Below are 22,389 nucleotides of genomic sequence, written 5' to 3'. Positions count from 1 at the left end.
CCCGATTTCCGGCTGCATCGCATTTCCGAACGGCTTATGGTCAGGCCATGCTGATGACCCGACCTGATTTCGATACGCTCTATGAAGCGCTGCTCAACCGCGATCCGTCCTATGACGGACGCGTCTTCGTCTGTGTGGCCTCCACCGGCATCTTCTGCCGGCTGACCTGTCCGGCGCGCAAGCCGAAGCGGGAGAACTGCACCTTCCTTGAAACTGTCGGTGAATGTATCGATGCCGGTTTCCGCCCGTGCAAGCGCTGCAAGCCGACGACACCGGAAGCGAGCGCGGACTCTGTCGTCAAACCACTGATCGAGGCGCTTGAAAAACGGCCAGGCTATCGATGGGGCGAGCCGGACATCGTCAGTATGGGGCTCGACCCGTCGACGGTGCGGCGGGCCTTCAAGCGGCATTTCGGCATGACCTTTCTGGAAATGGCGCGCCAGCGCCGGCTGCAGGAGGGGTTCTCGACGCTCGCCGAAGGGGGCAAGGTGATCGACGCCCAGATCACGGCAGGCTTTGAATCCCCGAGTGCGTTCCGCGAAGCCTTTGCGAAAATCCTGGGGCAGGCTCCTGGAACCTTTTCAGATGACCCTCTGCTCATGGCCGACTGGGTGTCATCGCCGCTTGGCCCGCTGATCGCCGTTGCCGACAGGACTCAACTGCATCTGCTCGAGTTTCTGGACCGCAAGGCCCTGCCGGCCGAATTCAGGAAGCTGCAGACATTTGCGAAAGGCAGGATCGGCTTCGGGCGGACCGGGGTCACCGACCAGATCCAGGAGGAACTGGATCGTTTCTTTGCCGGCAAATCAGGTGTCTTCGAAACACCGCTTGCGCTGCACGGCTCTGCCTTCACCCGGGACGTCTGGCGGGAATTGCTGAAGATCCCGGCGGGCCGCACCAGAAGTTACTCCGATCTTGCCAGTGAACTGGGGCGGCCGACGGCTGTCCGGGCTGTGGCGCGCGCCAACGGCGCAAACCAGATCGCGATTGTCGTTCCCTGTCACCGAGTCCTCGGGGCTGACGGATCGCTGACCGGATACGGCGGCGGGCTCTGGCGCAAGCAGCGCCTGATCGAGCTGGAACGGAGCTACGCTGAAGCCGGTCAGGTGTCGGCGGACAGGCTGCGTGCGTAACGGGGCAGCGCCTTTCTTGCGTTCCCGCAACGGGTTGCATCAGCGTCACGCAATGCGGCCGAGTTCTTCAACGATGATGGTTCCGATTGTGTCGCAATCCTCTTCGGTGAAGCTCAGCGGGACGCGCAGGTCCATGATCCGTCTGAGGATCGCGATGGTTCCGGGCAGTGACTGTTCAGGCGCGTATTTCCAGCTGTCGAACCGGCTGGTGAAGCCGACCGGATTGGCGTCGCCGAACCATTTAAGTTCCACGCCGCGCTTCTTGCAGGCCTCCACGAAAGACCTGCAGATCTCGTCCGTCCAGTCCGGGACAAGAAACTGGAACGACGAGCCGACATAAAGCTCCTGCTGGGGCCGGTGCGGGACCGCCGCGTTCGCAGCACTCCGAAGCTTCGCTTCAAGGATCTGGTAACGCCGGTTCCAGCGGCCGATGTTCCGGTCAAGATGGGGCAACTGTGGCCTCAGGATCGCAGCGCGCAGGTTGTCCATGCGCGAGGAACAGTTGGGGTTTTCGAATCTCGGGGCTTCGAAGGCAGCCATATCGGGGCGCGCGAGATGTTTCTCGAACAGCATGTAGGACCCGGACAGGATGACCGCATTCGCCATGATATCAGGATCATCCGTCGTCAGCAGGCCACCTTCCCCGCTGTTGAGATGCTTGTAGGTCTGCGTGCTGAAACAGGCGACTTTGCCGTAGTTGCCGCTCTTGATGCCGTTCCACTCCGCGCCCATCGTGTGGGCGCAATCTTCTATCAGCACCACGCTGCGCTCCTCCAGAAGCGCGCAAAGCGCATCCATGTCGGCGAGGTGGCCGCGCATATGCGACAGCAGCAGAACCCTGGCGGTGCTGGACTTGATCTTGGCTTCGAGATCGGCAAGGTCGATGGTGAGGTCGGCCGTCGTCTCGACGAAGACGGGGACCGCACCGACGGCGGCGATCGCTCCGGGCACGGGCGCGAGCGTGAACGCGTTCGTCAGGACGGCATCGCCGGACTGCACGCCTGCGGCGCGCAGCGCGATCTGCATCGCGGTTCCGCCGGACGTGGTCGCCAGGCAGTATTTCGCGCCCTGATAGGCGGCATATTCGCTTTCCCAGAGCGCCGTGTCCCCGTCTTCACCGTCAACGGTGTTGTAGCGGTGCAGCCGCCCGCTCTCCAGAACGCGCGCCGCTTCCGCGATCGCCTCGGGCGATATCGGTTCTTGCTGCGTGAACGGCTTGTTGAAAACCAGTACGGACATGGCAACGGGTCTCCGGAGGCGCTGCGTCCCGCTGGGGACGGCAACCGCATGTGTTCTTAAGCCCGCACTTTGGCAGGCTTTTGACAGATTGTCTTGCAAAGGATTCGCACTGTTCGGCGGCATTGCGGTCACGCTCGGAATGTCCGGTAAGGAACCGCATGCCGGATCCTCCTGCGCACGGCTTTCGCCGGATGAACCGTGACCGGAGGAAGGCGTCTTTGTCTCCTTTTTGCGGCAGTGTTATCGATCGGTAAACCCCTGAAGATCTTCGGGAAACCGCGGATTTGGGCGCGTCGGTCACATCAGAGGTACGAGCTAAGCGTTTTTTGAATAAGTCGCAGGTCAGATATGCAGAAATAGACGTGCGATTCTCAGTATCGATGCATTGAATTCTTAACTTCTGTCGATTAAGTGTCCGGTTAAGTTGAAACGCCATCATTCTGGGCGCTGCCCAGGCAGAAGGAGGTCGCCATGACCCGTGATGATCTAATTCGCGAGTACAGAGAGCACAGCGGATCCTGGCAGGGTCTCGTCGGTGTCTACGCCGTGATTGTTGGCGTTATGGCTCTGTCCGGCTATCTGATGGTCGGCTGACCGCACCTGAAAGTGTGCGCAAAGAAAAACCCCGGGATGCAAATCCCGGGGTTTTCTCTTGCATGGTTCTTTCTGCGGTCTCAATCAGACGTTGGCCGCTTCGCCGATCGAATCCGTGCCGCGTTCCTCTAGCAGCGTCGTCAGCCAGTTCGGATCCATTTCCGGAACCGACGACAGCAGGAGGTCCGTATACGGATGATGCGGCGGGGTGAACATCTTGTCCTTCGGCCCCTGCTCGACAACCTTGCCCTTCTGCATCACCACCACCTCGTCGGCAATCGAGCGAACTGTCGCCAGATCGTGGGTGATGAACATGTAGGCGAGGTTCAGGTCTTCCTGCAGCTTGTCCAGCAGCTTCAGGATGCCCTCGGCGACAAGCTGATCGAGCGCACTCGTCACCTCGTCGCAGATGATGAAGGAAGGCTCGGCCGCAAGCGCGCGGGCAATGCCGATGCGCTGCTTCTGTCCGCCTGACAGCTCCGGCGGGAACCGGTTGTAGAACTTCGCCGGATCCAGTTCGATCAGGTCGAGCAGTTCATCGACGCGGTTTTTCAGTTCGGCCCCGTGAAGGTTGCCGTAGAACTGCGCCGGACGGCCGATGATCTCGCTGATCCGGATCTTGGGGTTCAGCGCGGTATCCGCCATCTGGTAGATCATCTGCGCCTGGCGCAGCTGATCCTTGGTTCTGTCCTGATACCTTGGCGGCAAAGATTCCCCGTTGAACAGGATCTCGCCCTTGGTCGGCGGCAGTAGTCCTGTAATACAGCGCGCGGTTGTGGATTTGCCCGAGCCCGATTCGCCGACAACGGCCACCGTCATGCCTGCGTAGATGTCGAACGAGACATCATCGAGAACCTGGATCTTGCCATAGGCAGCATCCACGTTCTTGACCGAGACGATCGGCACGGCATCGGCTTCCGCCGGCCGGTCCTTCTGCGGCCTCTTGAAGCTGCGCACCGCCCAGAGGCTCTTCGTGTAGTCCTCGCTTGGGCTGTCCAGCATCTGCTCCGTGGGCGCTTCCTCGACTTCCTCGCCCTTCAGCAGAACCTTGATCGTGTCTGCCATCTGGGCAACCACGGCGAGGTCGTGCGTGATATAGATCGCGGCGGTGTTGAACTGGTCGACAATGTCCCGGATCGCGGCCAGAACCTCGATCTGGGTGGTGACGTCCAGCGCGGTCGTCGGCTCATCGAAGATGATGAGGTCGGGACGGCAGGCCATCGCCATGGCGGTCATCGCACGTTGCAGCTGCCCGCCCGAAACCTGGTGCGGGTAACGGAAGCCGATTTCATTCGGATTGGGCAGACGCAGGCGGTGATAGAGCTCCATTGCATCTTCCTGCGCTTCGACACGCTTCTGGATGCGGTACTGGATCGGAGCTTCCGTATGCTGGTCGATGATCCGGTGCGCCGGGTTGAACGAGGCCGCCGCGGATTGCGCAACATAGGCGATGCGCGATCCGCGCAAGGCCCTGAGATCGCTTTCCGGTGTCGTGGTCAGCTCCATGCCGTCGAACTCGATCGAGCCGCCGGAAATCCGGCAGCCGTCTCTCGCGAACCCCATGGACGCAAGCCCGATGGTGGACTTGCCGGCACCCGATTCCCCGATCAGGCCGAGGACTTCCCCCTTGTGCAGGGTCAGGTCGACTCCATGAACGATTTCGACCCATTGCTCGTCGGAATAGCCCTCGATCCGAAGGTCCTTGACTTCAAGAAGGACATCTTTCTTTGGGACCATGATCAAACCTCCTTCAGGCCGGAGGACCGGAACAGCATCCAGTCGACGACGAAGTTGACCGCAACCGTCAGAAGCGCGATGGCTGCTGCCGGGATCAGCGGTGTGAGTTCACCAAACGAAATCAGCGTTGCGTTCTCGCGCACCATCGATCCCCAGTCTGCGGTCGGCGGCTGGATGCCGAGACCCAGGAATGAAAGACCGGCGATGAGCAGGAACACGAAGCAGAACTCGAGACCGAATTCCGCGATCAGTGGTGCGGTCGAGTTCGGCAGGATCTCCTTGCGGATCAGGTACCAGGTTCCTTCCCCGCGAAGCTTGGCAGCCTCGATATAGTCCATCACCACCACGTTGCCGGCGACGGCACGGGTCAGGCGGAAAACCCGCGGCGAATAGATCAGCGCGATCACCACGACGATCACGACGAGGCTGGTTCCGAAGATACTCAGCATCAGCAGTGCGAAGATCAGGGACGGAATCGACATGATCACGTCCGCCGCGCGGCCCATGAACTGGTCGAACCAGCCGCCTTTCGTGGCGGCGAGCAACCCGGCCAGTGCGCCGGCGATGAACGCAAGTGCCGTGGCCAGGAGGGCAAGGCCGACCGTGTTGCGCGCGCCGTAGATGATCCGGCTGAACATGTCACGCCCGAGCTGGTCGGCACCGAGCAGCATGTTCTCGTCCGCAGGCGCAAAGGCCGAGGAAATCACTTCCGCTTCGCCGAAGGGGGCGATCACGGGTGCGAAGATCCCTGCAATTGCGTAGGTGAAGATCACGAACATGCCGAAGGCGGCTGTCAGCGGCGCGGTCCTGAGTTCCTTGGCGACACCATCTGGAGCGATGATGATCAGGAACTCGCGAAACGCGTAGGAGACACCTGCCGCGAGCGCGAGCAGGCCCGCCGCGATCGTGATGAAGCGCAGCGCAGGGACGCCGCCGATGATCCCGGTGACGAAGGAGATCAGCGTCAGCGAGAAGACCAGCAGGAAGATCTGCCGTTGCTTGAAATACGCTGCCAGGCACGAGGCCCCGATCAGCAGCGCATAATATCCGATAACGAATGAATTCATGTCGCTGCCCTCACTTCGGATGCCGCAAACGCGGGTTGGTCAAGATCGATCCGACATCTGCTGCAAGGTTGAGCAGAATGAAGGTCGCAGCGAAGATGAGACAGCACGCCTGAACGATCGGGAAATCGCGTTTCGACACCGCGTCGACCAGCAACTGTCCGATGCCCGGATAGACGAACACCACCTCGACCAGGACAACACCGGTGATCAGGTAGGCCAGGTTTAGGGCGACAACGTTGATGATCGGCGCCCAGGCGTTGGGCAGGGCGTGCTTGACGATGACTTTCCACGCCGGCACGCCTTTCAGGCGGGCCATTTCAATGTATGGCGATGCCAGCAGGTTGATGATCGCGGCCCGCGTCATGCGCATCATGTGTGCGGTCACGACCAGCACCAGCGTCAGCGCCGGCAGGAAGGTCCTGTGCAGCAGTTCGCCGAAGCTCATGTCGCTGCTCAAGCTCGCGATTGCCGGGAAGTAGTTGGTTTTCACGGCCAGATACAGGATCAGGATGTAGCCGAGAAAGAATTCCGGGGAACTGATCGAGGTCAGCGTGACGACGTTGGCGACCCGGTCGAACAGCGTGTTGCGCAGGAGCGCGACGATCACGCCGAGAATGATCGAGATCGGAACCGCGATGACAGCCGCGTAGCACGCCAGGAACAGCGTGTTGACGAAGCGGTCGCTGATCGCTGTGCTCACGCGTTCGCCGGATATGAGCGAAACGCCGAAGTCGCCGGTAACGGCACCGCCGAGCCATTGGAAATAGCGAAGGATCGCGGGCTGATCGAGGCCCATCTTTTCGCGCAAGGCGGCAACGGTTTCAGGTGTCGCGGCCTGCCCGAGAACGGCCTGGGCAATGTCGCCCGGCAGCAGCTCGACCGCGAAGAAAATCAGGATTGAGATCACGAGAAGCGTGACCACACCTAAGCCAAGTCTCTTAAGGACCAGCTGTAGGATGTCCCCCATTTGTCCCTCCAGAATAAAGACGCCCGGTACCCCAATTGACCGGATTTGTGTCAGGCGCGGATCCCGAATGGGCCCTGAATTTATCTTTGTAAGATGCCCGACAGTCTAGGATGGAGCCGCCCGGTTGAAGGCAGTTCCAAGTGAATTGCGGCGGACAGTGTCCGCCGCAACAGCTGAAATCAGCCTTCGAACCACCAGCGGTGGGTTCCCCTTCCGCCGTCGGTTTCCCAGGAGGCGGAAACGCTCGGGCCGTGCTTGACGTTTTTCCGGCGCGCGTAAACGAAGTTGACGAACATCGGAATGACCGTGCCGCCGTCGTCGCGGGCCAGCATGCACATCTCGTGGTACATTTCGGCACGCCGGGTTTCGTCCAGCTCCGCTTTCGCCTGGAGCAGCAGCTCGTTGAAACGCGGATTTTTCCAGTGCGCTTCGTTCCAGGCCGCATCGTCCTTGTAGGCGAGCGTGAACATGTTGTCCGGGGTCGGGCGTGCTCCCCACTTCACGAACACCCATGGCTTCTTGAGCCAGACATCCGACCAGTAGCCGTCATTGGCCTCGCGCACCGGCTTGATGTCGATGCCGGCTTTCTTGGCCTGCTCGGAATAGAGCACGATCATGTCGACCGCACCCGGCAGCACGCTGTCCGCGGCGGACAGGCTCACCGAGAGGTTTTCCATGCCGGCTTGTTTCAGATGCCACTTCGCCTTTTCCGGATCGTATGTCCGCTGCGGAATGTCGGCCGGGAAATACGGCATGTTCGGTGACACGTGGAAGTCGTTGCCCGGGATACCGGTGCCGAACACGATCTTCTCGACGATCTCTTCGCGGTCGATCGCAAGCTTGAGGGCCATGCGCACATCGACATTGTCGAACGGTGCGACGTCGCAGAACATCGGCAGGGTGATTGCCGAGCCGGACGGAATGTTGTCGACCTCAACGTCCGGATGACGCTGCAACAGGGCCATGGTTTTCAGGTCGACGGACGAAATTGCGTCGACATCGCCGGTGACAAGAGCGGTCTGACGTGCGTTCGGGTCGTTCAGAACGGTCATGTCGATGCGGTCGAACCAGGCGCCTTCGCGGTGCCAGCCGTCATGGCGGACAAGCGACGTGCCGATGCCGAATTCGTTCTTCTCGATCTTGTAGGGACCGGCGCCGACGCCGCTCTCCCAGTCGACCGTGCCGTCGTCATTCGCCGGCAGCATGACCAGGTGATAGTCGGTCATGATCCACGGCAGATCAGCGAAGCCCTGGCTGAGTTCGATCACGATGTGCTTGTCGCCATCAACCTTGATGTCGACGACACTGTCGAGGAGGGCCTTGGCCGCAGAAGTCGACTTTTCACCACGGTGGTGATTGAGCGACGCGACCGCGTCATTGGCCGTGAACTTGCGTCCGTCGTGGAACGTGGCGTCGGTGTTGAGTTCGAACGTCCAGGTCTTGGCGTCCGGGCTGGCTTCCCAACCGACGGCCATGTCCGGACCAAGTCCGTTTTCTTCCGTGATCTCGGTCAGATAGCTACGGTGTGTATGCGCCAGCTGAATGGAATAGACACTCTGATAGGTGCCGGGATCGTGGTTGTCGCTGGTGTTGCCGTCATGGACGCCGTAACGGAACGTTCCGCCGCGCTTCGGCTGCGCTTTTGCCTGGGACGTCCACAGACCGGTGGCCGTTGATGCCGTCACACCGGCAAGCATCGAATATTGCAGGAATTCACGTTTCGAGATGCCGCCCGAGCGGGCCGCTTTCTCGAGATTGTTCATCAGCTCTGGATTTTTTGATTGTGTCATACTTACTCCCCTTCAGGACCGGTGCCGGACCCGGGGTCCGGCGAAATTCCCACATATAGCTTCTTCGTTTTTCCGGTATTTGCAAAGCTCATATGCGACATTTAATCAGCAAAACACGAACACCGCCGATTCCGCTACCCTTTTGATAAAATTCTTGCTTCCACATTTTGGAATTTGTTGAACACCATTTTTTTGCATGGGCGCACAGAATTTGACCAGTTGCTTCATTTTCGGGCCGCGAGACGGCGGATGATCGGGTCTTGAGCTGGATATATTATTGAATACTTGGGCAACATCTGGCAACGCGATAGAAATTAACTTTTTTTAACGTTTGAGTCGCAGGTGCGCCAAGTTCTTGGGTGCAAAACCAAATAAATCCGGAGCGTTTACAAGGCTTTCGCTTCCCCGGGGTCTTTCCCGAAATCGTGTTGACTGGTCGGTTGGACCTCTTTCGTAAAGTTGTCGTGAAAGGGTTGATGCTCCGTGCTCCCGTCATTCCGGCAGATACCTTTCCGACCAGAATTCTCCGGCATGTCCGGTGGCGATCAGGGCATCGATCTCTTGGTCATCGAAACCGAGTCCGGCGAGGATTTCGCGCGTGTGGGCGCCATACTTGGGAGCAGGCCCCGGTATCGTGATCCCGGCACGTTCGGGGCGCACGGCATTCGGTGCAACCAGATCGACCCAACGGCCCATGGGATGAAGATCATGCCGGACGGCGCTGAACGTGTTCACGCGAATGTCCGGGGCTCCCTTGCTTTCCAGGTAGAGATTTACATCCCGCGTCGCATGCAGCGAACCGAGCGGCACGACTGCCGCCGACGTCCCGGAAATCCGCTGAGCCCAATGGCTTGACGGCTGAACGGCAAACCTCTCCGCAAGCGCCGTTTCCAGGCCGGCTTCATCCGAACCGGCGAGATCGGCGAGTTCTGGAACATGCCGCAGCACGGTCTGTCCCAGCGTCGGGGCCGCGAAGAACATCCAGCCGTCCGCAGCTTCATAGCACCGATAGAAAGGCCCCCAGCCCCGGGCTTCGCGGCCGCTTGGTTCGTCGAACGGCCCGCGACCTTCGAAGTCATACATGAACTGCGCCTGGATGAGTTCACCGGCCGAGGCAAGCGAAGCCCGGGCGACACCTCCCTTGCCGGTCTTCCTCAACCGCTCGAGCGCGGCGCCAAGCGCGACACAGGCGCAAAACCCGGCAAGGACGTCAATGGTGCCGAAATGCGCGTGCTCTTCCGGTGTTCCAGCCCCGCCTCCGAACCGCGTCATGACGCCCGTCGCCGCCTGGGCCAGATCGTCATATCCCAGATGATCCGACTTGGGTCCGCGCCGCGGCGCTCCGAACGCGTCGAGCTGAACGAGAATGAGCCTCGGATTGAGGTCCGCGAGACGCTCTCCGGTCAGGCCGAGCGCCCGGCATTGTTCGTCCGTTCCGTTTAGGGTGACGACATCGGCCTGCGACAGGAGCTGGCGGAGCGCCTGCTGCCCGCCGTCGGACTTCAGGTCCAGAAGAATGCTTTTCTTGCCGCGCTGGGCCTGCAGACCGAACACCACCGCGTTCCAGGGGTCGACCGATGGAGACACCGGTTGAACCAGCGTGACATCCGCGCCGAACCGGGCGATTGTTGCTCCGACCGTCGGGCCGGCGATCACATTGGTCAGGTCCAGCACTTTCAGGCCATCGAGCCATGTGCCGTCCTGCCGGTCATGCCGTTGCCGGGGGGCTTCCTGAAGGATATCGGCAAGGGACGGTGCCAGGTCGTCGGGCAAGGGGCCGGGGTTCTTTGAAGCGGCAAGATCGTCATCTGACAGCCAGGCGACATTTCCCATCTGCCGCATGTGTCCATGACGCGGATCATCGACGTCAAGCACCAGGCCGGACTGCAGCGCATGCGGATCGGACAACCACTCCCGGGTGCTGCGCTGCGCGGTTGCGGGCGCTTTTGCCGCCCCGAACAGTGCTTCCCACTCATGTGCGGGCCGGGTCAGGAACGCGGCCTTCATGGCTTCGGAAATCCGCACGCGGTCTTGCCGCCCGACGGGATAGCTTCTCAGGGCCCAGTCGGAGGGCCAGTCGCATTGATCGCGGTAGACGTCGAAATCCGGCAGATCGTCAAGAAGATCCTTGAGACCGAGAACTTCCAGCACCCGGCGCGGATGGCTGACGATCGAACAGGCGACCACGTAAAAACCCCTGCCGTCGGCGCATGTATAGGTGCGGTAAAACGGATCCAGGAATTCCGAAAGCGCAGCGAAGCTCAGATTGTTCGGCAGCCCGAGCCGGGCGCGGCGCTCAAGCTCATGTTCGCGCGGCGACTTGTAGCGGTCCGGATAGTCTTCGATCTGTTCGCTGTTATAGGCAAGGCCCTCGAACAGCGCGGACGCAAGTGGCACCTCGATGTGATCACCGCCCATGCGCGTCCGCGCCTGCAGAGCGAACAGAACCGACATGGCGCCAAAGGCCGCACCATAGGCCGAGGCAAGGCCAAGGGGTGTGAAAGACGGATTGATCCCCATCAGGCGGCGATTGAGGCCCATATCCGTGAACTGCCCCGTCCGAGCGGCGATCACCGCTTCCCACGCGGGAATGTCGCGCAGTTCGGGATCCGTCGACGCAAAGCCGGGCAGGGACAGGCTGACAAGCGCCGGGTTGATGTCCTGCAGGGTCTGCGGTCCAAGGCCCAGCCGTGTCATGACGCCGGGCCGGAAATTGTCGATGACGACATCGGACCGGGCCGCAAGGTTCAGCGCGGTTTGTCTGCCGCCGTCGGTCTTGAGATCGAGTGAGAGGGCGCGCTTGCCGCGTGACAGCATGTCGAAGGCCGGATCCTGCCAGCGCGGGCCGCCGGGCGGATCGATGCGGATGACCTCGGCGCCAAGATCGGCAAGCATCATCCCGACAAGCGGGCCGGCCAGATAGTGCCCGAAATCGAGCACCCTGATGTGCGAAAGCGGCCGTTCGTTCACGGATGCACACTCCGAGCTTGGTTCCCTGACGGATCAGACTAAGTGAGCCGTCAGAAAAAATTGGTCTCATTCAGCCAAAAATCATTTCCAAACGGTCAACCCTGCCAGGCCCGCGCGACCTGCTGCCACGAGCACAAGTCTCTCGCGCGCTCAGATGTGTTCGCAACCACCGCGGTGCCGGCACCCGTCGTCCGGCAGACCAAATAGCAGCGGAATGTCGGAAAACGCATGCCCCGTTCGGTTTCGGGCAGGAAAAGCACGGACACAGCGCGCAGTCTGAAGTCACAACACACAGACTTCGGAGATGTTCATGAGTGTCGCAGTTCGCAGCCGCAGTGGCGGCCGTGCAGGCCGCCGAGCCCTACGTACCGCGCCCGACCACGAAATGCTTCCCGGCCTGACCCGGAACCTGCCGCTTTGCGAACCGCTCGATGACGACCAGATCCGCAAGCTCGACGATGCTTCCATGTCGATCCTCGAGGAAGTCGGCATCATTTTCCGCGATCCGATCGCGCTGGAGGACTGGAAGAAGGCGGGTGCAAAGGTTGACGGCGAACGGGTTTATCTTGATCGCGGCCATGTGCGCGAACTGATCAGGACCATTCCGTCGAGCTTCACCTATCACGCGCGCAATCCGAAAAAGAACATCCCGCTCGGCGGCAACCGCACCATGTTCGTGCCTATGACCGGTGCGCCGTTCCTGCGCGACCTGGATGATGTCCGGCGCAATCCGACGCTCGACGATCTTGCCATGTTCCACAAGCTGAGCCACATGCTGCCGGCGATCCACTCCAGCGCGCACCACATCGTCGAACCCTACGATCACCCCATCAGCCACCGCCATCTGCGCATCACCTATTCGTCGATGAAACATTCCGACAAGACGTTCATGGGCATGACCACCAGCCCGAAGAATGCCGAGGATGTCATCGAGATGTGCGCGATCCTCTTCGGCGAAGACTACCTGGAAGACCATCCGGTCACGACCGGAAACTGCAATGGCAACTCGCCGCTGGTCTGGGACGAGACCATGCTCGGAGCGATGCGGGCCTTTTCGAGAAGAAACCAGCCGGTGCTGTGCTCGCCCTTCGTGCTCGGCGGCGCGAACACGCCCGCATCTGTCGTTCCCGCCGTCGCCCAGCTGAACGCGGAAGCGCTCAGCGCGCTCGCCTACACGCAGGTGATCCGCAAGGGTGCGCCCGCAATCTACGGCCACTATCTTTCCACGGTCTCCATGAAGTCCGGCGCGCCGATGGCTGGCACGCCGGAGATCAGCCTGATGAATTTCCTGATCGGCCAGCTTGCCAGGTACTACGACGTGCCGTGGCGGACATCCGGGTCGCTTGGCGGTGCCAAGACGTTCGATGCCCAGGCAGGCTACGAAAGCGCGACCACGCTGAACGCGGTCATCCACGCAGGTGCCAACTATGTCTGGCACACGGCCGGCTGGAACGAGGCAGGTATGCATTGTTCCGTTGCCAAGTTCATTGTCGATGCAGAGCAGTCGGCAATGGTCTACCGCATGGCCGAGGGCCCGCGCTGGGACGACTTTGACGAGGCGCTTGCCGCCGTGCGCGACGTCGGTCCGGGAGGCCATTATCTGGGCCATCCGCACACGCAGGAGAATTTCCAGCGTGCGTTCTTCATGCCGGAGATGTTCGACAACAACTCGATCGAGCAGTGGAAAGCCGAAGGCGAGGTGGAGATCACCGAACGCGCCCTGAAACAGGCCAGGAAACTCCTGTCCGAGTACCAGGAACCGAAGCTGGATGAAGCGCGCAATGAGGCCCTGCTGGATTACATCGCCCGCCGCGAGCGGGAAATCCCAGCGGAAGATGCCCTGAACCAGGATTATTGAAAACGGACAGGCGACGTTCGTCGTCTGTGCCCTTGCGATTGCGAATTCCGGATTGAAGCATGAAAATCAAGTCGGTCGAGATTTTCCGCCACGATCTCCCCGTGAAGAACGGGCCCTACACGATGGCCAATGCCGAGGTCTGGGCCCTTGAGACGACACTGCTCAAGCTTGTCGCCGACAATGGTCTTGTCGGCTGGGGCGAGACCTGTCCCGTTGGCCCGACCTATGCCGAAGCCCATGCGCTGGGCGCCCAGGCCGCACTGAAGCAGATAGCGCCGACCCTGATCGGCAAGGAGATCCGGCCGCTTCTCCTGAACCGGGCCATGCACGGTGCGCTCAACGGGCATAATTATGCCAAGGCGGCCATCGACATCGCCGCGCATGATCTCCTCGGGAAGCACCATGGTGTGCGTGTTGCCGATCTGATCGGCGGTGCCGCACGTGACAGGGTTCCGTCCTACTATGCGACCGGTGTCGGGGCTCCCGACGAGATTGCCCGGATCGCAGCCGACAAGCGGGACGAGGGCTATCCGCGCCTTCAGATCAAGGTTGGCGGGCGTCCCGTTGAGATCGATATCGAAACCATCCGCAAGGTCTGGGAAACGGTGTCGGCTTCCGGCATGCGCCTCGCCGTCGACGGCAACAGGGGGTGGACGACGCGTGATGCCTTGCGTGTCAGCCGGGAATGCCCGGACATCCCCTTCATATTGGAACAGCCCTGCAACCGGATTGAGGATCTTGAAAAGATCCGGCCGCAGGTGAGCCATGCGATCTACATGGACGAGAGCGGCGTGGATCTTGCGGCGGCCATTCGCGCGGCCGCGCTCGGCATCGTCGACGGCTTCGGCATGAAGGTCACCCGAATCGGTGGCCTGCAGCAGATGGCGGCCTTCCGGGATATGTGCGAGGCGCTGAACCTGCCGCACACATGCGACGATGCCTGGGGCGGCGACATCATCGCGGCTGCGTGCACGCATGTTGCAGCGACGGTCAAGCCCACGTTGCTCGAGGGTGTCTGGCTGGCGCAGCCAATGATCGAAACGCCGTATTCTGAAAACGGCGGCGTTGAGATTCGCCAGGGCCATATCGATCTTCCCTCCGGCCCGGGTCTGGGTATCGATGTGAACGAGCCGTTGTTCGGACCCCCGATTGCGGCCTACTGAGCGGGAGACTGATCATGCGATTTTCAGGCAGGAAGGCGCTGGTGACGGGGGCGGCAGGCGGCATCGGCCGGGTCATCTCGGAAATGCTGCGCGCCGAGGGCGCCGCTGTTGCCGCCGCGGACCGGAATTGCTCACCTGTTGACGCCGAGGCCTTGCTGGAGGGAGATCTTCTGGACGCGGCCTACTGCGATGGCCTGCCGTCAGCCGCTGCCGAGGCGCTCGGCGGGCTCGATATCATCGTCAACAACGCTGGCGTCATCAGCCGCGGACCGGTAACGGAAACGACGGATGCGGACTATGCGCTCTCGGTCGGCGTGAATGTCGAAGCGCCTTTCCGGATCTGCCGGGCGGCCATCCCGATCCTCACCGCAAATGGAGGCGGTGCCATCGTCAACACGGCGTCGTGCTGGGGCGTGCATCCGGGTCCGAACCACGCCGTCTATTGCATGACCAAGGCGGCGGTCGCCTCGCTGACCCAGTGCATGGGCCGCGATCATGCCCATCAGGGCATCAGGATCAACGCGGTCTGCCCGAACGAAGTTGACACGCCTATGCTCAGGACCGGGTTTGAGAGGCGCGGTTTCGATCCGCAATCGGCGATCGAAGAGCTCGGGAAGACCGTGCCGCTCGGCAGGGTCGCGAAACCCGATGACATTGCCGAGGTCGTCCTCTTTCTTGCCTCCGATGCCGCCCGTTACATGTGCGGATCGCTGGTCGAGGTCAATGGCGGAAAATCCGTGTCATGACACGTTTTGAAGGAAAAGTGGCACTCGTTACCGGCGGGCGCAGCGGCATCGGACGGGCGATTGCGATCCGCCTGCGCAGCGAAGGCGCGCGCGTCTTCACCGTCCAGCGCGGCGACGATCCCGGCTTTGAAAGCATCTCCGCAGATCTTTCCGATCCGCAGGTGCCAGCGCGCATTGTCGAGGATGTTGCCTCCCGCACCGGCGGGCTCGATGTTCTGATCAACAATGCCGGGGTCATGCAGGAAGCGTCGGTCGAGGATATGGCCCTTGCGGACTGGCAGCGCGCGCTCGCCGTAAACCTGACGGCACCGTTCCTGCTCATCAAACACGCTTTGCCGCATCTGAAACGCAGCCGTGGTGCAATCGTCAATGTCGGATCCATCGAAGGTATCGGCTGCAATGGCCATCACGCCGCCTATTCGGCCTCCAAGGCCGGGCTCCACGGCCTGACGCGTGCGGTCGCTGTCGACCATGGCCAGGACGGTGTCCGCTGCAATGCGGTTGCCCCTGGCTGGATCGACACCGATCTCAATCTCGATTTTGTCAATGCCATGCCCGACCCGGAGGCGTTCAGGCGCGATGTCGGCTCCCTCCATCCCGTCGGACGCACGGGAGACCCGCAGGAAGTGGCCGCGCTTGTCGCGTTCCTCGCCGCGGAGGAAAGCGGTTTCATCACGGGCCAAACCTATGTGGTTGACGGGGGGCGGATGACGCGGCTGAGTCTTCCGTGACCCGGACGGGCTCAGGCGAGAACGGCCGGGCGATGCTGGAACGCGGCGCGGATCTCGTTTGCCATGGAGTTGATCAGGTCCGCATCCTGATGTGCCCCCATCCCGATCACCAGCTTGGAGGACGGCGTCGGCACGAAACCCTGATCCTCGCCGAGGATCGTCATGGAGCGGTCAATGGAGGACTGTGCGAGAACGCCGATGGCAACCCCCGCTTCGACGGCCGCTTTAACGCCCGCAACACTCTGGCTGGAATAGACCAGACGGAACGGTTTGCCCGCCGCGGTGAGGGAGGCGATCGCAGCTTCGCGCCACCAGCAGGCACGGTCGAACAGCGCGACCGGCAAGGGGTCCTGGTCCAGGAGATTTCTGTGTCTGTTCATGACCCAGTGCGTGGTGTCTTCGTAGATGACCTCTTCGTCTGAGGCAGGATTCTGCACCTCGTAAACGGCAAGGTCCAGCTGACCCTTTGACAGCATGCCGGGGAAGTCGGGGCTGAGGGAACAGGTCACGTCCAGCTGAACCTGAGGGTGGCACTGGGCGAAATTGCCGACGATCCGTGTCAGTTTCGCCCGGCCGTGGTCATCGGGAATGCCAAGCCGCAGCGATCCGCTCAAAGGCGCCGTCGTCAGGTCGCGCAGGGTCGCGTCCAGTCTCGCCGTGACGTCTCTGGCGACAGGGAACAACTGCTTGCCGGCATCGGTCAGGACCACGCCGCGTCCGTTCCTATGAAAGACGCTCTGGCCGATGGTCTGTTCCAGCCGCGCGATCTGCAGGCTGATCGCGGACTGGGAGCGTCCGATCCGTGTTCCGCCCTCGGTGATGCTGCCGGTTTCGGCAACAGCTAGAAAGGTGCGCAGAAGATCGCTATCAAGGTTGGCCATCTGTTTTCTCAATATCTGAGTTTTAAGATATTCATTTTTTATATGAAGAAGACACGGTTATCCTGCCGACGTCAATCAGGAGAGCCGCCCATGAATGTTCAGCAAACGACCTCGGCCAGCGGCAGGGCCCGCGTCTGGCGTCATGCGGCTCTCGCCGCCTTGCTCATCATTCCTGTGATGGTCTGGCCGGATTTCGTCGTCGACGGTCTGACATTCTCGGCTATGGGTCTTGTGTCCGTTTCTCCGCTTGTCGTGCCGGGTATTCTGCTGACGGCTTGGATCATGGCGAGCGGCGCCGACAGGATCATCAGCCGCGCATTCGAGGGCCGGATGCTGCGTGCGATTATTGCCGCCTCCCTGATCGGTGCGATCACGCCCGTCTGCGGCGTCACGATCCTGCCGCTGATGGTCGGGCTTCTGGCGGCCGGCGTGCCGCTCGCGCCCGTCATGGCGTTCTGGCTGTCCTCTCCGGTGACCGACCCGGCCATGCTGGCGACCACGGCAGCAACGCTCGGCATTGCTTTCGCTGTCGGCAAGACGGTTGCAGCCTTCGGCCTGGGTCTGTTCGGCGGAGCCGTCACGGCAGCTCTCAGCGGGCAGAACGAAGTCGGAGAAATCCTGCGCAAGGGCGGACTTGCCTCCGGCCTTGCGGCCGGAACATGTTGCAGTGCCAATTCGTTCGAGCCGCGCGTCTGGCGCGAAGCGGGAAGACGCGCCGCCTTTTACCGGCAGGGGGTGGCGACGACACGCCTGATCCTGATTTGTTTGATCCCGGCCTTCTTCGCCGAATACGCCCTCAATGCCGTGCTGACTCCCGGATCACTCGCGCAGTATGTCGGTGAAGACAAGTGGTGGGCCATTCCGGCCGCTGTCTTCGTCGGAGCCCCCGCCTATATCGACGGCTACGCGGCCCTGCCGCTGACCCGTGCCCTTGTCGACAACGGCATGTCGCCGGGTGCGGCCATGGCCTTTCTGGTATCCGGCGGCGTGGTCAGCATCTGGGGTGCCCTGGCGATCTTCCCGGTTCTGAAACTGCGTCCCTTTCTGCTCTATCTCGTCCTCGCGGTGACAGGGTCGATGATGGCCGGCTACCTGTTTGGCTGGGTGGTTTGAACGTCGGATGGCCGGAGCCGCAGTTATCTCTCCCGCGGGGAGAGGTCGGTCTGAAAGGCCGGGTGAGGGGACAGGTGCTGACGTATCTTTCAGACATATGCCCTCACCCTGGCCCACTCCCATTGGGAGAGGGTAAAACTCCGCAAGTTGTAACTGCTTGAGCATCGCTGCTTCGAGACAGCGCACTCGCGCTTCCTCAGAATGAGGAGGATTTTGTGGCTCGGGTTTCGGGACGGGCAAATTGTCCGGGCAGACATCATCCGGACCACCCCTATTTCTCCATCGTCATCCCGGACGCAGCGAAGCGGAGATCCGGGATCGGGGAACCCGGGAACGCTGGTAAGGCAACAGGAAAAGCCGCTGGACCCGTGCCTCCCCGGCCTCGGCGCGCGCTGTGTTTGGCCAGGACGGCAGCGGGGAAACCTGTCCCAGATGCTGCCACCTTCGTCCCCGACCCCTCATCCTGAGGAGGACCTAGAGGTCCGTCTCGAAGGATGGCCACACGGTCCCCGCCACCCATCCTTCGAGACAGCGCTGCGCGCTTCCTCAGGATGAGGATTTTCATTCTCGATTGTCATCCCCGACTTGATCGGGGATGACCCTGCAGGAGATCGGCGAATTCAGCATCGCTGGATCAAAACTGATCTGGCTATTCTTCCGCCGCACGCCATTCTTTCCAGCGCAGAACCAGGTTGGCGCCGAGTTCGCGGAAGGGCTGGGGCGGCAGTTTCTTCGGGCGCGCTTCCGCACCGAAGTGGCGGGTGATCTCGCTTGAGATGCCGCAGGCAAGATCGGCGGCGCCCATGCCAGTGAGCGTGCCGCGCGCGGTCCCGAGACCATTCTGCACGCAGCCCGAATAGACACCGTCCTCCAGCTCCCGCATCACCGCGACCGAGTTCAGGCTGAGGCAAAGATGCCCGGCCCACCGGTATTCCATGGTCAGTCCGGCCAATTGCGGAAACCGCTGATCGAACTTGCGCTGCATGACACAGGCCGCCCGCTCGAGGCTCCTTGCGGGCGGCCGCATGTCGGGTTTTAAAAGTGCGCAGGTGCGCGTGATGATCCGGTTGCCGCCCTGCGCGGTGTCGATCCGGCGCATGGTGGTCCCCATCGGGTCCGACGGTGTCACGCCCCAGCGCGGCGCGCCGCCGAGTTGAGCGAGCTGATCGGCATCCAGTTCAGGCGTCATGACCGCGAACAGGAACAATTGCATCAGGCGGTCCTGCTCGTAGCCGAAACTTTCCAGATGCCCGTTGACGGTGAGAATGATCTTGTCCGCCCTGACGTGTCCCTTGGGCGTAACGACTTTCCAGCCTGTTCCGTCCCGCTGAAACTGCGTGACGGGGCTGTTTTCGAAGATCCGGACACCCGCCTGCCGCAATCCGCGCGCCAGACCGCGGATATAACCGGCAGGCTGCAGCATGACCGTCCCGGGCGTATGGAGGCCGGACAGGTAATGGCGGCTGCCGGTGATTTCCGACATCTGCCTTTCGTCCAGCATCTCGAAGGCTTCGCCGAGACCGCCAAGGTGCTGTGCATAGCTTTCGTTGTGCCGGACCGCCTTGGCGCTCGCCGCACCGTTGATCTTGCCCGCCCGGTCGAAGAAATTCGGATCGATCCCGAACGCTTCCACTGCCTTGCCGGCGAAGTCGATGGCCTCGCGGTTGAGGCGGGTGATCGCCCGGTCGTCACCTGCGCCGGCGTAATCCTCGGAATTGAGTTCGTGCGGCAGGTCGATCATGAACCCGGAATTGCGTCCGGCGGAGCTCTCCGCGATCCGGCACGCGTCCAGAACCACGATGCGCAGGCCCGGATCGATCTGGGTGAGACGCCGGGCCGCAGACAGACCGGCGAAACCGGCGCCGACGATGACGATATCGGCTGTCGTGGAACCGGACAATGTGTCCGCCTCCGGCTGGTCCGCCAGTATCCGGTTCCAGGCGGCCGGGCCGGCCAGATCCGGAAGTCTCATCGCGGACCTAGGCGCTGTCATCCCACGGCCTCGTCCTCGTCGTCGGACAGGTCGAGCCAGATCGTCTTGAGCTGCGTGTACTGGTCATGAGCGGCAAGGCTGTTGTCGCGGCCACCGAAACCGGACTGCTTGTAGCCGCCGAAAGGCGTTGCGATATCGCCTTCGCCGAAACAGTTGACCGTCACCGTCCCGGCGCGGATGGCCCGCGCGCCGCGCAGGGCCTTTTTCGTGTTGGCCGTGAAGATCGAGGCCGCCAGCCCGTATTCGGTTGAATTGGCCAGCTCGATCGCCTCGTCGAACCCGGATATCGTCATGACATTCAGGACCGGACCGAAAATCTCTTCGCGTGCCACGTCTGACCCAGCCGGTGCCTCCAGGATTGTCGGTTCGACGAACGCATTGTCCTGCGTCTTGCCGCCCATCAGCACGGTCGCACCCGTATCCAGGTAGGAACTCACCTTGCCGAAATGCGCCGAAGACACAAGCGCACCGACACGATGCTCCGGATTGAGCGGGTCGCCCATGGTCCACTCGCGCGCATGGGCAAAAATCCGTTCCAGCAGGGCGTCCTTGATCTCCTCCTCGACGATCAGCCGCGAACTGGCCGAGCAGTTTTCGCCCATGTTCCAGAAGGCGCCGTTGACGACATGCGCCGCGACGCGGTCGAGGTTTTCCGCATCCTTCAGAACGACGCTGGGGTTCTTGCCGCCCATTTCCAGAACGACTTCCTTCAGATTGCTGTCGGCGGCATAGCGCAGGAACCGGCGTCCGGTCTCCGTCGATCCGGTGAAGGAGACCATGTCGACATCCATGTGCCGGCCGAGCGGTTCGCCGACATCGGGTCCGGTGCCCGGAACGACGTTGAAGACACCGCGCGGGATGCCGGCCTCCATGGCAAGTTCCGCGACCCGCAAGGCGGTGAGGGAGGTTTCTTCCGCCGGTTTCACGATCACCGAACACCCGGCGGCAAGCGCCGGGCCGATTTTCCACGCCAGCATCAGCAGCGGAAAGTTCCAGGGCAGGACGAGCCCGACCACCCCGATGGGCTCGCGCACGATCATCGCGATATGATCATCGGATGCCGGGGACACCTGGTCATAGATCTTGTCGATCGCTTCGGCGTGCCACTTCAGGCAATGGATCGTCTCGGGAATGTCCACGGTCTCGCAATCGAGGATCGTCTTGCCGCTGTCGACGCTCTCCATGACCGCAAGCTCGCGCCGGTTGCGTGTCAGCAGCTTGGCGAAACGGATCAGGATATCCTTGCGCTCCGACGGGTGCAGTCTGGACCAGCGTCCGTCCTCGAACGCTTCGCGCGCCTTCAGAACCGCAAAGTCGATATCCTCTGCGCCGCAGGCCGCGATCTCAGCGAGGGTCTCACCCGTCGCCGGGTTGACGCTTGTAAATGTCTTTCCCGATGATGCGGGACGGTAGCCCCCGTCGATGAAGGCATTCGTCGGCAGGGTGAGTTTTGCGGCAAGAGCCCGGTATTCTTCGTGTGTCAGAAGATCAGTCATGCTCACGCTCCCGCCGAGATGTCTTGGATGGTGGATTTCAGCACGCGGATGACCTGTTCCAGCTGCCGCTTGTCGTCCTTGTTCAGTGCTTTCAGCGGCGGCCGTGGCGGACCGGCGCGAAGGCCGGTCATTTCAACCCCGTGCTTGACGCACTGGATGAACTTGCCGCCCTGTTCCAGAACGCGCATCAGCGGCATCATCGCGGACATGATCCGGCGGCCCTTGGTGAAATCGCCCTCCACGGCGCAGGCCCGGTAGAGCGCGACATGCTCGTGCGGAAGGAAATTGGATCCGGCACAGACCCAGCTGCGCGCGCCCCAGGCGAAGAACTCCAGCGCCTGGTCGTCCATGCCGCAGGACATCTGGATATGGGGATAGTCGCGTGCGAGAAGGTGAACGCGGTTGATGTCCCCGGAGCTTTCCTTGATTGCACACACGTTGCGTGAGCGTCCGACCCGGTCGAGAAATTCCTCGCCCATGTTCACGCCCATGCGACCCGGGTAGTTGTAGAGCATGATCGGCAGATCTGCGGCCCGGTCGATGGTCAGCACATTGAGCGCATTTTCGCGTTCCGTCGGCACAGCGTAGGGCGGTGTCGCCACCAGCAGCGCAGCCGCACCCAGCTTTGCGCCGCCTTCGGCAAGCGCAACGGAGTCCGGCGTTCGCATGGTTCCCGTACCGACGATCAGGGGCAGCCGCCCGGCCAGTTTCTCCTGCGTGAAACGGGCGAGTTCAAGCCGCTCCTCGACGGTCTGGGTGTAGTTCTCACCGGTCGATCCGCCGGAAATCAGCCCGTGGACGCCGCTGTCCACCAGGTGGTCGATCACCTTTTCAAGCGCGTCCCAGACGACGCTACCGTCATCGTCATAGGGAGTGACCACGGGCGTATAGATGCCCTCGAAAGCCATGAT

The 22,389-nt window shown here is 61.8% G+C and carries 17 protein-coding genes; 7 read left to right on the top strand and 10 right to left on the bottom strand.

What is annotated here, in order from left to right:
* The first annotated feature begins 47 nt into the window (after positions 1-47).
* Entirely contained in the window at positions 48-1,133 is a 1,086-nt protein-coding gene (locus tag ACO08A_RS06895) for a bifunctional transcriptional activator/DNA repair enzyme AdaA (protein WP_422040425.1), read from the top strand.
* A 45-nt stretch (positions 1,134-1,178) separates the two neighbouring features.
* Here ACO08A_RS06895 and ACO08A_RS06890 read toward each other — a convergent pair whose 3' ends face one another.
* Entirely contained in the window at positions 1,179-2,372 is a 1,194-nt protein-coding gene (locus ACO08A_RS06890) for a DegT/DnrJ/EryC1/StrS family aminotransferase (RefSeq protein ID WP_422040424.1), read from the bottom strand.
* 471 nt (positions 2,373-2,843) lie between these two features.
* On the opposite strand from ACO08A_RS06890, the gene ACO08A_RS06885 reads away from it, so the two are divergent.
* A complete protein-coding gene (locus ACO08A_RS06885; protein ID WP_319385547.1) occupies positions 2,844-2,966 on the top strand; it encodes a hypothetical protein in 123 nt (40 codons plus the stop codon).
* A gap of 84 nt (positions 2,967-3,050) precedes the next feature.
* Here the strand turns inward: ACO08A_RS06885 and ACO08A_RS06880 are convergent, their stop codons facing one another.
* The 5 genes from ACO08A_RS06880 to ACO08A_RS06860 form a co-directional block, all read right to left on the bottom strand.
* Positions 3,051-4,703: an ABC transporter ATP-binding protein gene (locus ACO08A_RS06880; protein WP_422040423.1), complete on the bottom strand. Its 1,653-nt coding sequence runs from the start codon at positions 4,701-4,703 to the stop codon at positions 3,051-3,053.
* Positions 4,704-4,705: 2 nt separating this feature from the next.
* Positions 4,706-5,770, bottom strand: a complete 1,065-nt coding sequence (locus ACO08A_RS06875) for an ABC transporter permease (protein WP_421981186.1) — start codon at positions 5,768-5,770, stop codon at positions 4,706-4,708.
* 10 nt (positions 5,771-5,780) lie between these two features.
* A complete protein-coding gene (locus tag ACO08A_RS06870; RefSeq protein WP_422040422.1) occupies positions 5,781-6,737 on the bottom strand; it encodes an ABC transporter permease in 957 nt (318 codons plus the stop codon).
* Between the two features lie 179 nt (positions 6,738-6,916).
* Positions 6,917-8,527, bottom strand: a complete 1,611-nt coding sequence (locus ACO08A_RS06865) for an ABC transporter substrate-binding protein (RefSeq protein ID WP_421981188.1) — start codon at positions 8,525-8,527, stop codon at positions 6,917-6,919.
* A gap of 492 nt (positions 8,528-9,019) precedes the next feature.
* Positions 9,020-11,497: a CoA transferase gene (locus ACO08A_RS06860; RefSeq protein ID WP_422040421.1), complete on the bottom strand. Its 2,478-nt coding sequence runs from the start codon at positions 11,495-11,497 to the stop codon at positions 9,020-9,022.
* 310 nt (positions 11,498-11,807) lie between these two features.
* Here ACO08A_RS06860 and ACO08A_RS06855 point away from each other — a divergent pair, with 310 nt between their 5' ends.
* From ACO08A_RS06855 to ACO08A_RS06840, 4 genes are read left to right on the top strand one after another with little or no spacing between them, the layout of a single operon-like run.
* Positions 11,808-13,355 (top strand): trimethylamine methyltransferase family protein, encoded by a 1,548-nt coding sequence (locus ACO08A_RS06855; protein ID WP_422040420.1) that lies wholly within the window; start codon positions 11,808-11,810, stop codon positions 13,353-13,355.
* A gap of 59 nt (positions 13,356-13,414) precedes the next feature.
* The gene (locus ACO08A_RS06850) at positions 13,415-14,518 is read left to right on the top strand and encodes a mandelate racemase/muconate lactonizing enzyme family protein (protein ID WP_422040419.1); all 1,104 of its coding nucleotides are present in this window, start codon (positions 13,415-13,417) and stop codon (positions 14,516-14,518) included.
* Between the two features lie 14 nt (positions 14,519-14,532).
* Complete coding sequence (locus ACO08A_RS06845; protein ID WP_422040418.1) at positions 14,533-15,264, top strand: SDR family NAD(P)-dependent oxidoreductase; 732 nt, start codon at positions 14,533-14,535, stop codon at positions 15,262-15,264.
* Positions 15,261-15,995, top strand: coding sequence for an SDR family NAD(P)-dependent oxidoreductase (locus tag ACO08A_RS06840; RefSeq protein WP_422040417.1), 735 nt, complete (start codon positions 15,261-15,263; stop codon positions 15,993-15,995). The genes ACO08A_RS06845 and ACO08A_RS06840 overlap by 4 nt, the downstream gene beginning before the upstream one ends.
* An 11-nt stretch (positions 15,996-16,006) precedes the next feature.
* On the opposite strand, the gene ACO08A_RS06835 is transcribed toward ACO08A_RS06840, so the two are convergent.
* Positions 16,007-16,876 (bottom strand): LysR family transcriptional regulator, encoded by an 870-nt coding sequence (locus ACO08A_RS06835; RefSeq protein WP_422040416.1) that lies wholly within the window; start codon positions 16,874-16,876, stop codon positions 16,007-16,009.
* A 90-nt stretch (positions 16,877-16,966) separates the two neighbouring features.
* Here ACO08A_RS06835 and ACO08A_RS06830 point away from each other — a divergent pair, with 90 nt between their 5' ends.
* Complete coding sequence (locus ACO08A_RS06830; RefSeq protein WP_422040415.1) at positions 16,967-17,989, top strand: permease; 1,023 nt, start codon at positions 16,967-16,969, stop codon at positions 17,987-17,989.
* A gap of 649 nt (positions 17,990-18,638) precedes the next feature.
* On the opposite strand, the gene ACO08A_RS06825 is transcribed toward ACO08A_RS06830, so the two are convergent.
* The 3 genes from ACO08A_RS06825 to ACO08A_RS06815 are packed head-to-tail and all read right to left on the bottom strand — an operon-like array spanning position 18,639 to position 22,386.
* Complete coding sequence (locus tag ACO08A_RS06825) at positions 18,639-19,982, bottom strand: NAD(P)/FAD-dependent oxidoreductase (RefSeq protein WP_422040414.1); 1,344 nt, start codon at positions 19,980-19,982, stop codon at positions 18,639-18,641.
* Entirely contained in the window at positions 19,979-21,478 is a 1,500-nt protein-coding gene (locus ACO08A_RS06820; protein WP_422040413.1) for an aldehyde dehydrogenase, read from the bottom strand. The genes ACO08A_RS06825 and ACO08A_RS06820 overlap by 4 nt, the downstream gene beginning before the upstream one ends.
* 2 nt (positions 21,479-21,480) lie before the next feature.
* Complete coding sequence (locus tag ACO08A_RS06815; RefSeq protein ID WP_422041723.1) at positions 21,481-22,386, bottom strand: dihydrodipicolinate synthase family protein; 906 nt, start codon at positions 22,384-22,386, stop codon at positions 21,481-21,483.
* Between the last annotated feature and the right edge of the window lie 3 nt (positions 22,387-22,389).

The sequence above is a fragment of the Roseibium sp. genome (assembly GCF_965232425.1).
In the GTDB taxonomy this organism is placed as follows: domain Bacteria; phylum Pseudomonadota; class Alphaproteobacteria; order Rhizobiales; family Stappiaceae; genus Roseibium.
The sequence above is the reverse complement of the archived record's forward strand: the minus strand, read 5'-3'. Positions and strand labels throughout refer to the sequence as shown.

Bases quoted from the DNA above. Each gene is read 5' to 3' on its own strand.
- ACO08A_RS06840 (WP_422040417.1), top strand. From the start codon at position 15,261: ATGACACGTTTTGAAGGAAAAGTGGCACTCGTTACCGGCGGGCGCAGC.
- ACO08A_RS06835 (WP_422040416.1), bottom strand. From the start codon at position 16,876: ATGGCCAACCTTGATAGCGATCTTCTGCGCACCTTTCTAGCTGTTGCC.
- ACO08A_RS06880 (WP_422040423.1), bottom strand. From the start codon at position 4,703: ATGGTCCCAAAGAAAGATGTCCTTCTTGAAGTCAAGGACCTTCGGATC.
- ACO08A_RS06850 (WP_422040419.1), top strand. From the start codon at position 13,415: ATGAAAATCAAGTCGGTCGAGATTTTCCGCCACGATCTCCCCGTGAAG.
- ACO08A_RS06830 (WP_422040415.1), top strand. From the start codon at position 16,967: ATGAATGTTCAGCAAACGACCTCGGCCAGCGGCAGGGCCCGCGTCTGG.
- ACO08A_RS06885 (WP_319385547.1), top strand. From the start codon at position 2,844: ATGACCCGTGATGATCTAATTCGCGAGTACAGAGAGCACAGCGGATCC.
- ACO08A_RS06870 (WP_422040422.1), bottom strand. From the start codon at position 6,737: ATGGGGGACATCCTACAGCTGGTCCTTAAGAGACTTGGCTTAGGTGTG.
- ACO08A_RS06865 (WP_421981188.1), bottom strand. From the start codon at position 8,527: ATGACACAATCAAAAAATCCAGAGCTGATGAACAATCTCGAGAAAGCG.
- ACO08A_RS06895 (WP_422040425.1), top strand. From the start codon at position 48: ATGCTGATGACCCGACCTGATTTCGATACGCTCTATGAAGCGCTGCTC.
- ACO08A_RS06820 (WP_422040413.1), bottom strand. From the start codon at position 21,478: ATGACTGATCTTCTGACACACGAAGAATACCGGGCTCTTGCCGCAAAA.
- ACO08A_RS06855 (WP_422040420.1), top strand. From the start codon at position 11,808: ATGAGTGTCGCAGTTCGCAGCCGCAGTGGCGGCCGTGCAGGCCGCCGA.
- ACO08A_RS06825 (WP_422040414.1), bottom strand. From the start codon at position 19,982: ATGACAGCGCCTAGGTCCGCGATGAGACTTCCGGATCTGGCCGGCCCG.
- ACO08A_RS06815 (WP_422041723.1), bottom strand. From the start codon at position 22,386: ATGGCTTTCGAGGGCATCTATACGCCCGTGGTCACTCCCTATGACGAT.
- ACO08A_RS06845 (WP_422040418.1), top strand. From the start codon at position 14,533: ATGCGATTTTCAGGCAGGAAGGCGCTGGTGACGGGGGCGGCAGGCGGC.
- ACO08A_RS06875 (WP_421981186.1), bottom strand. From the start codon at position 5,770: ATGAATTCATTCGTTATCGGATATTATGCGCTGCTGATCGGGGCCTCG.
- ACO08A_RS06890 (WP_422040424.1), bottom strand. From the start codon at position 2,372: ATGTCCGTACTGGTTTTCAACAAGCCGTTCACGCAGCAAGAACCGATA.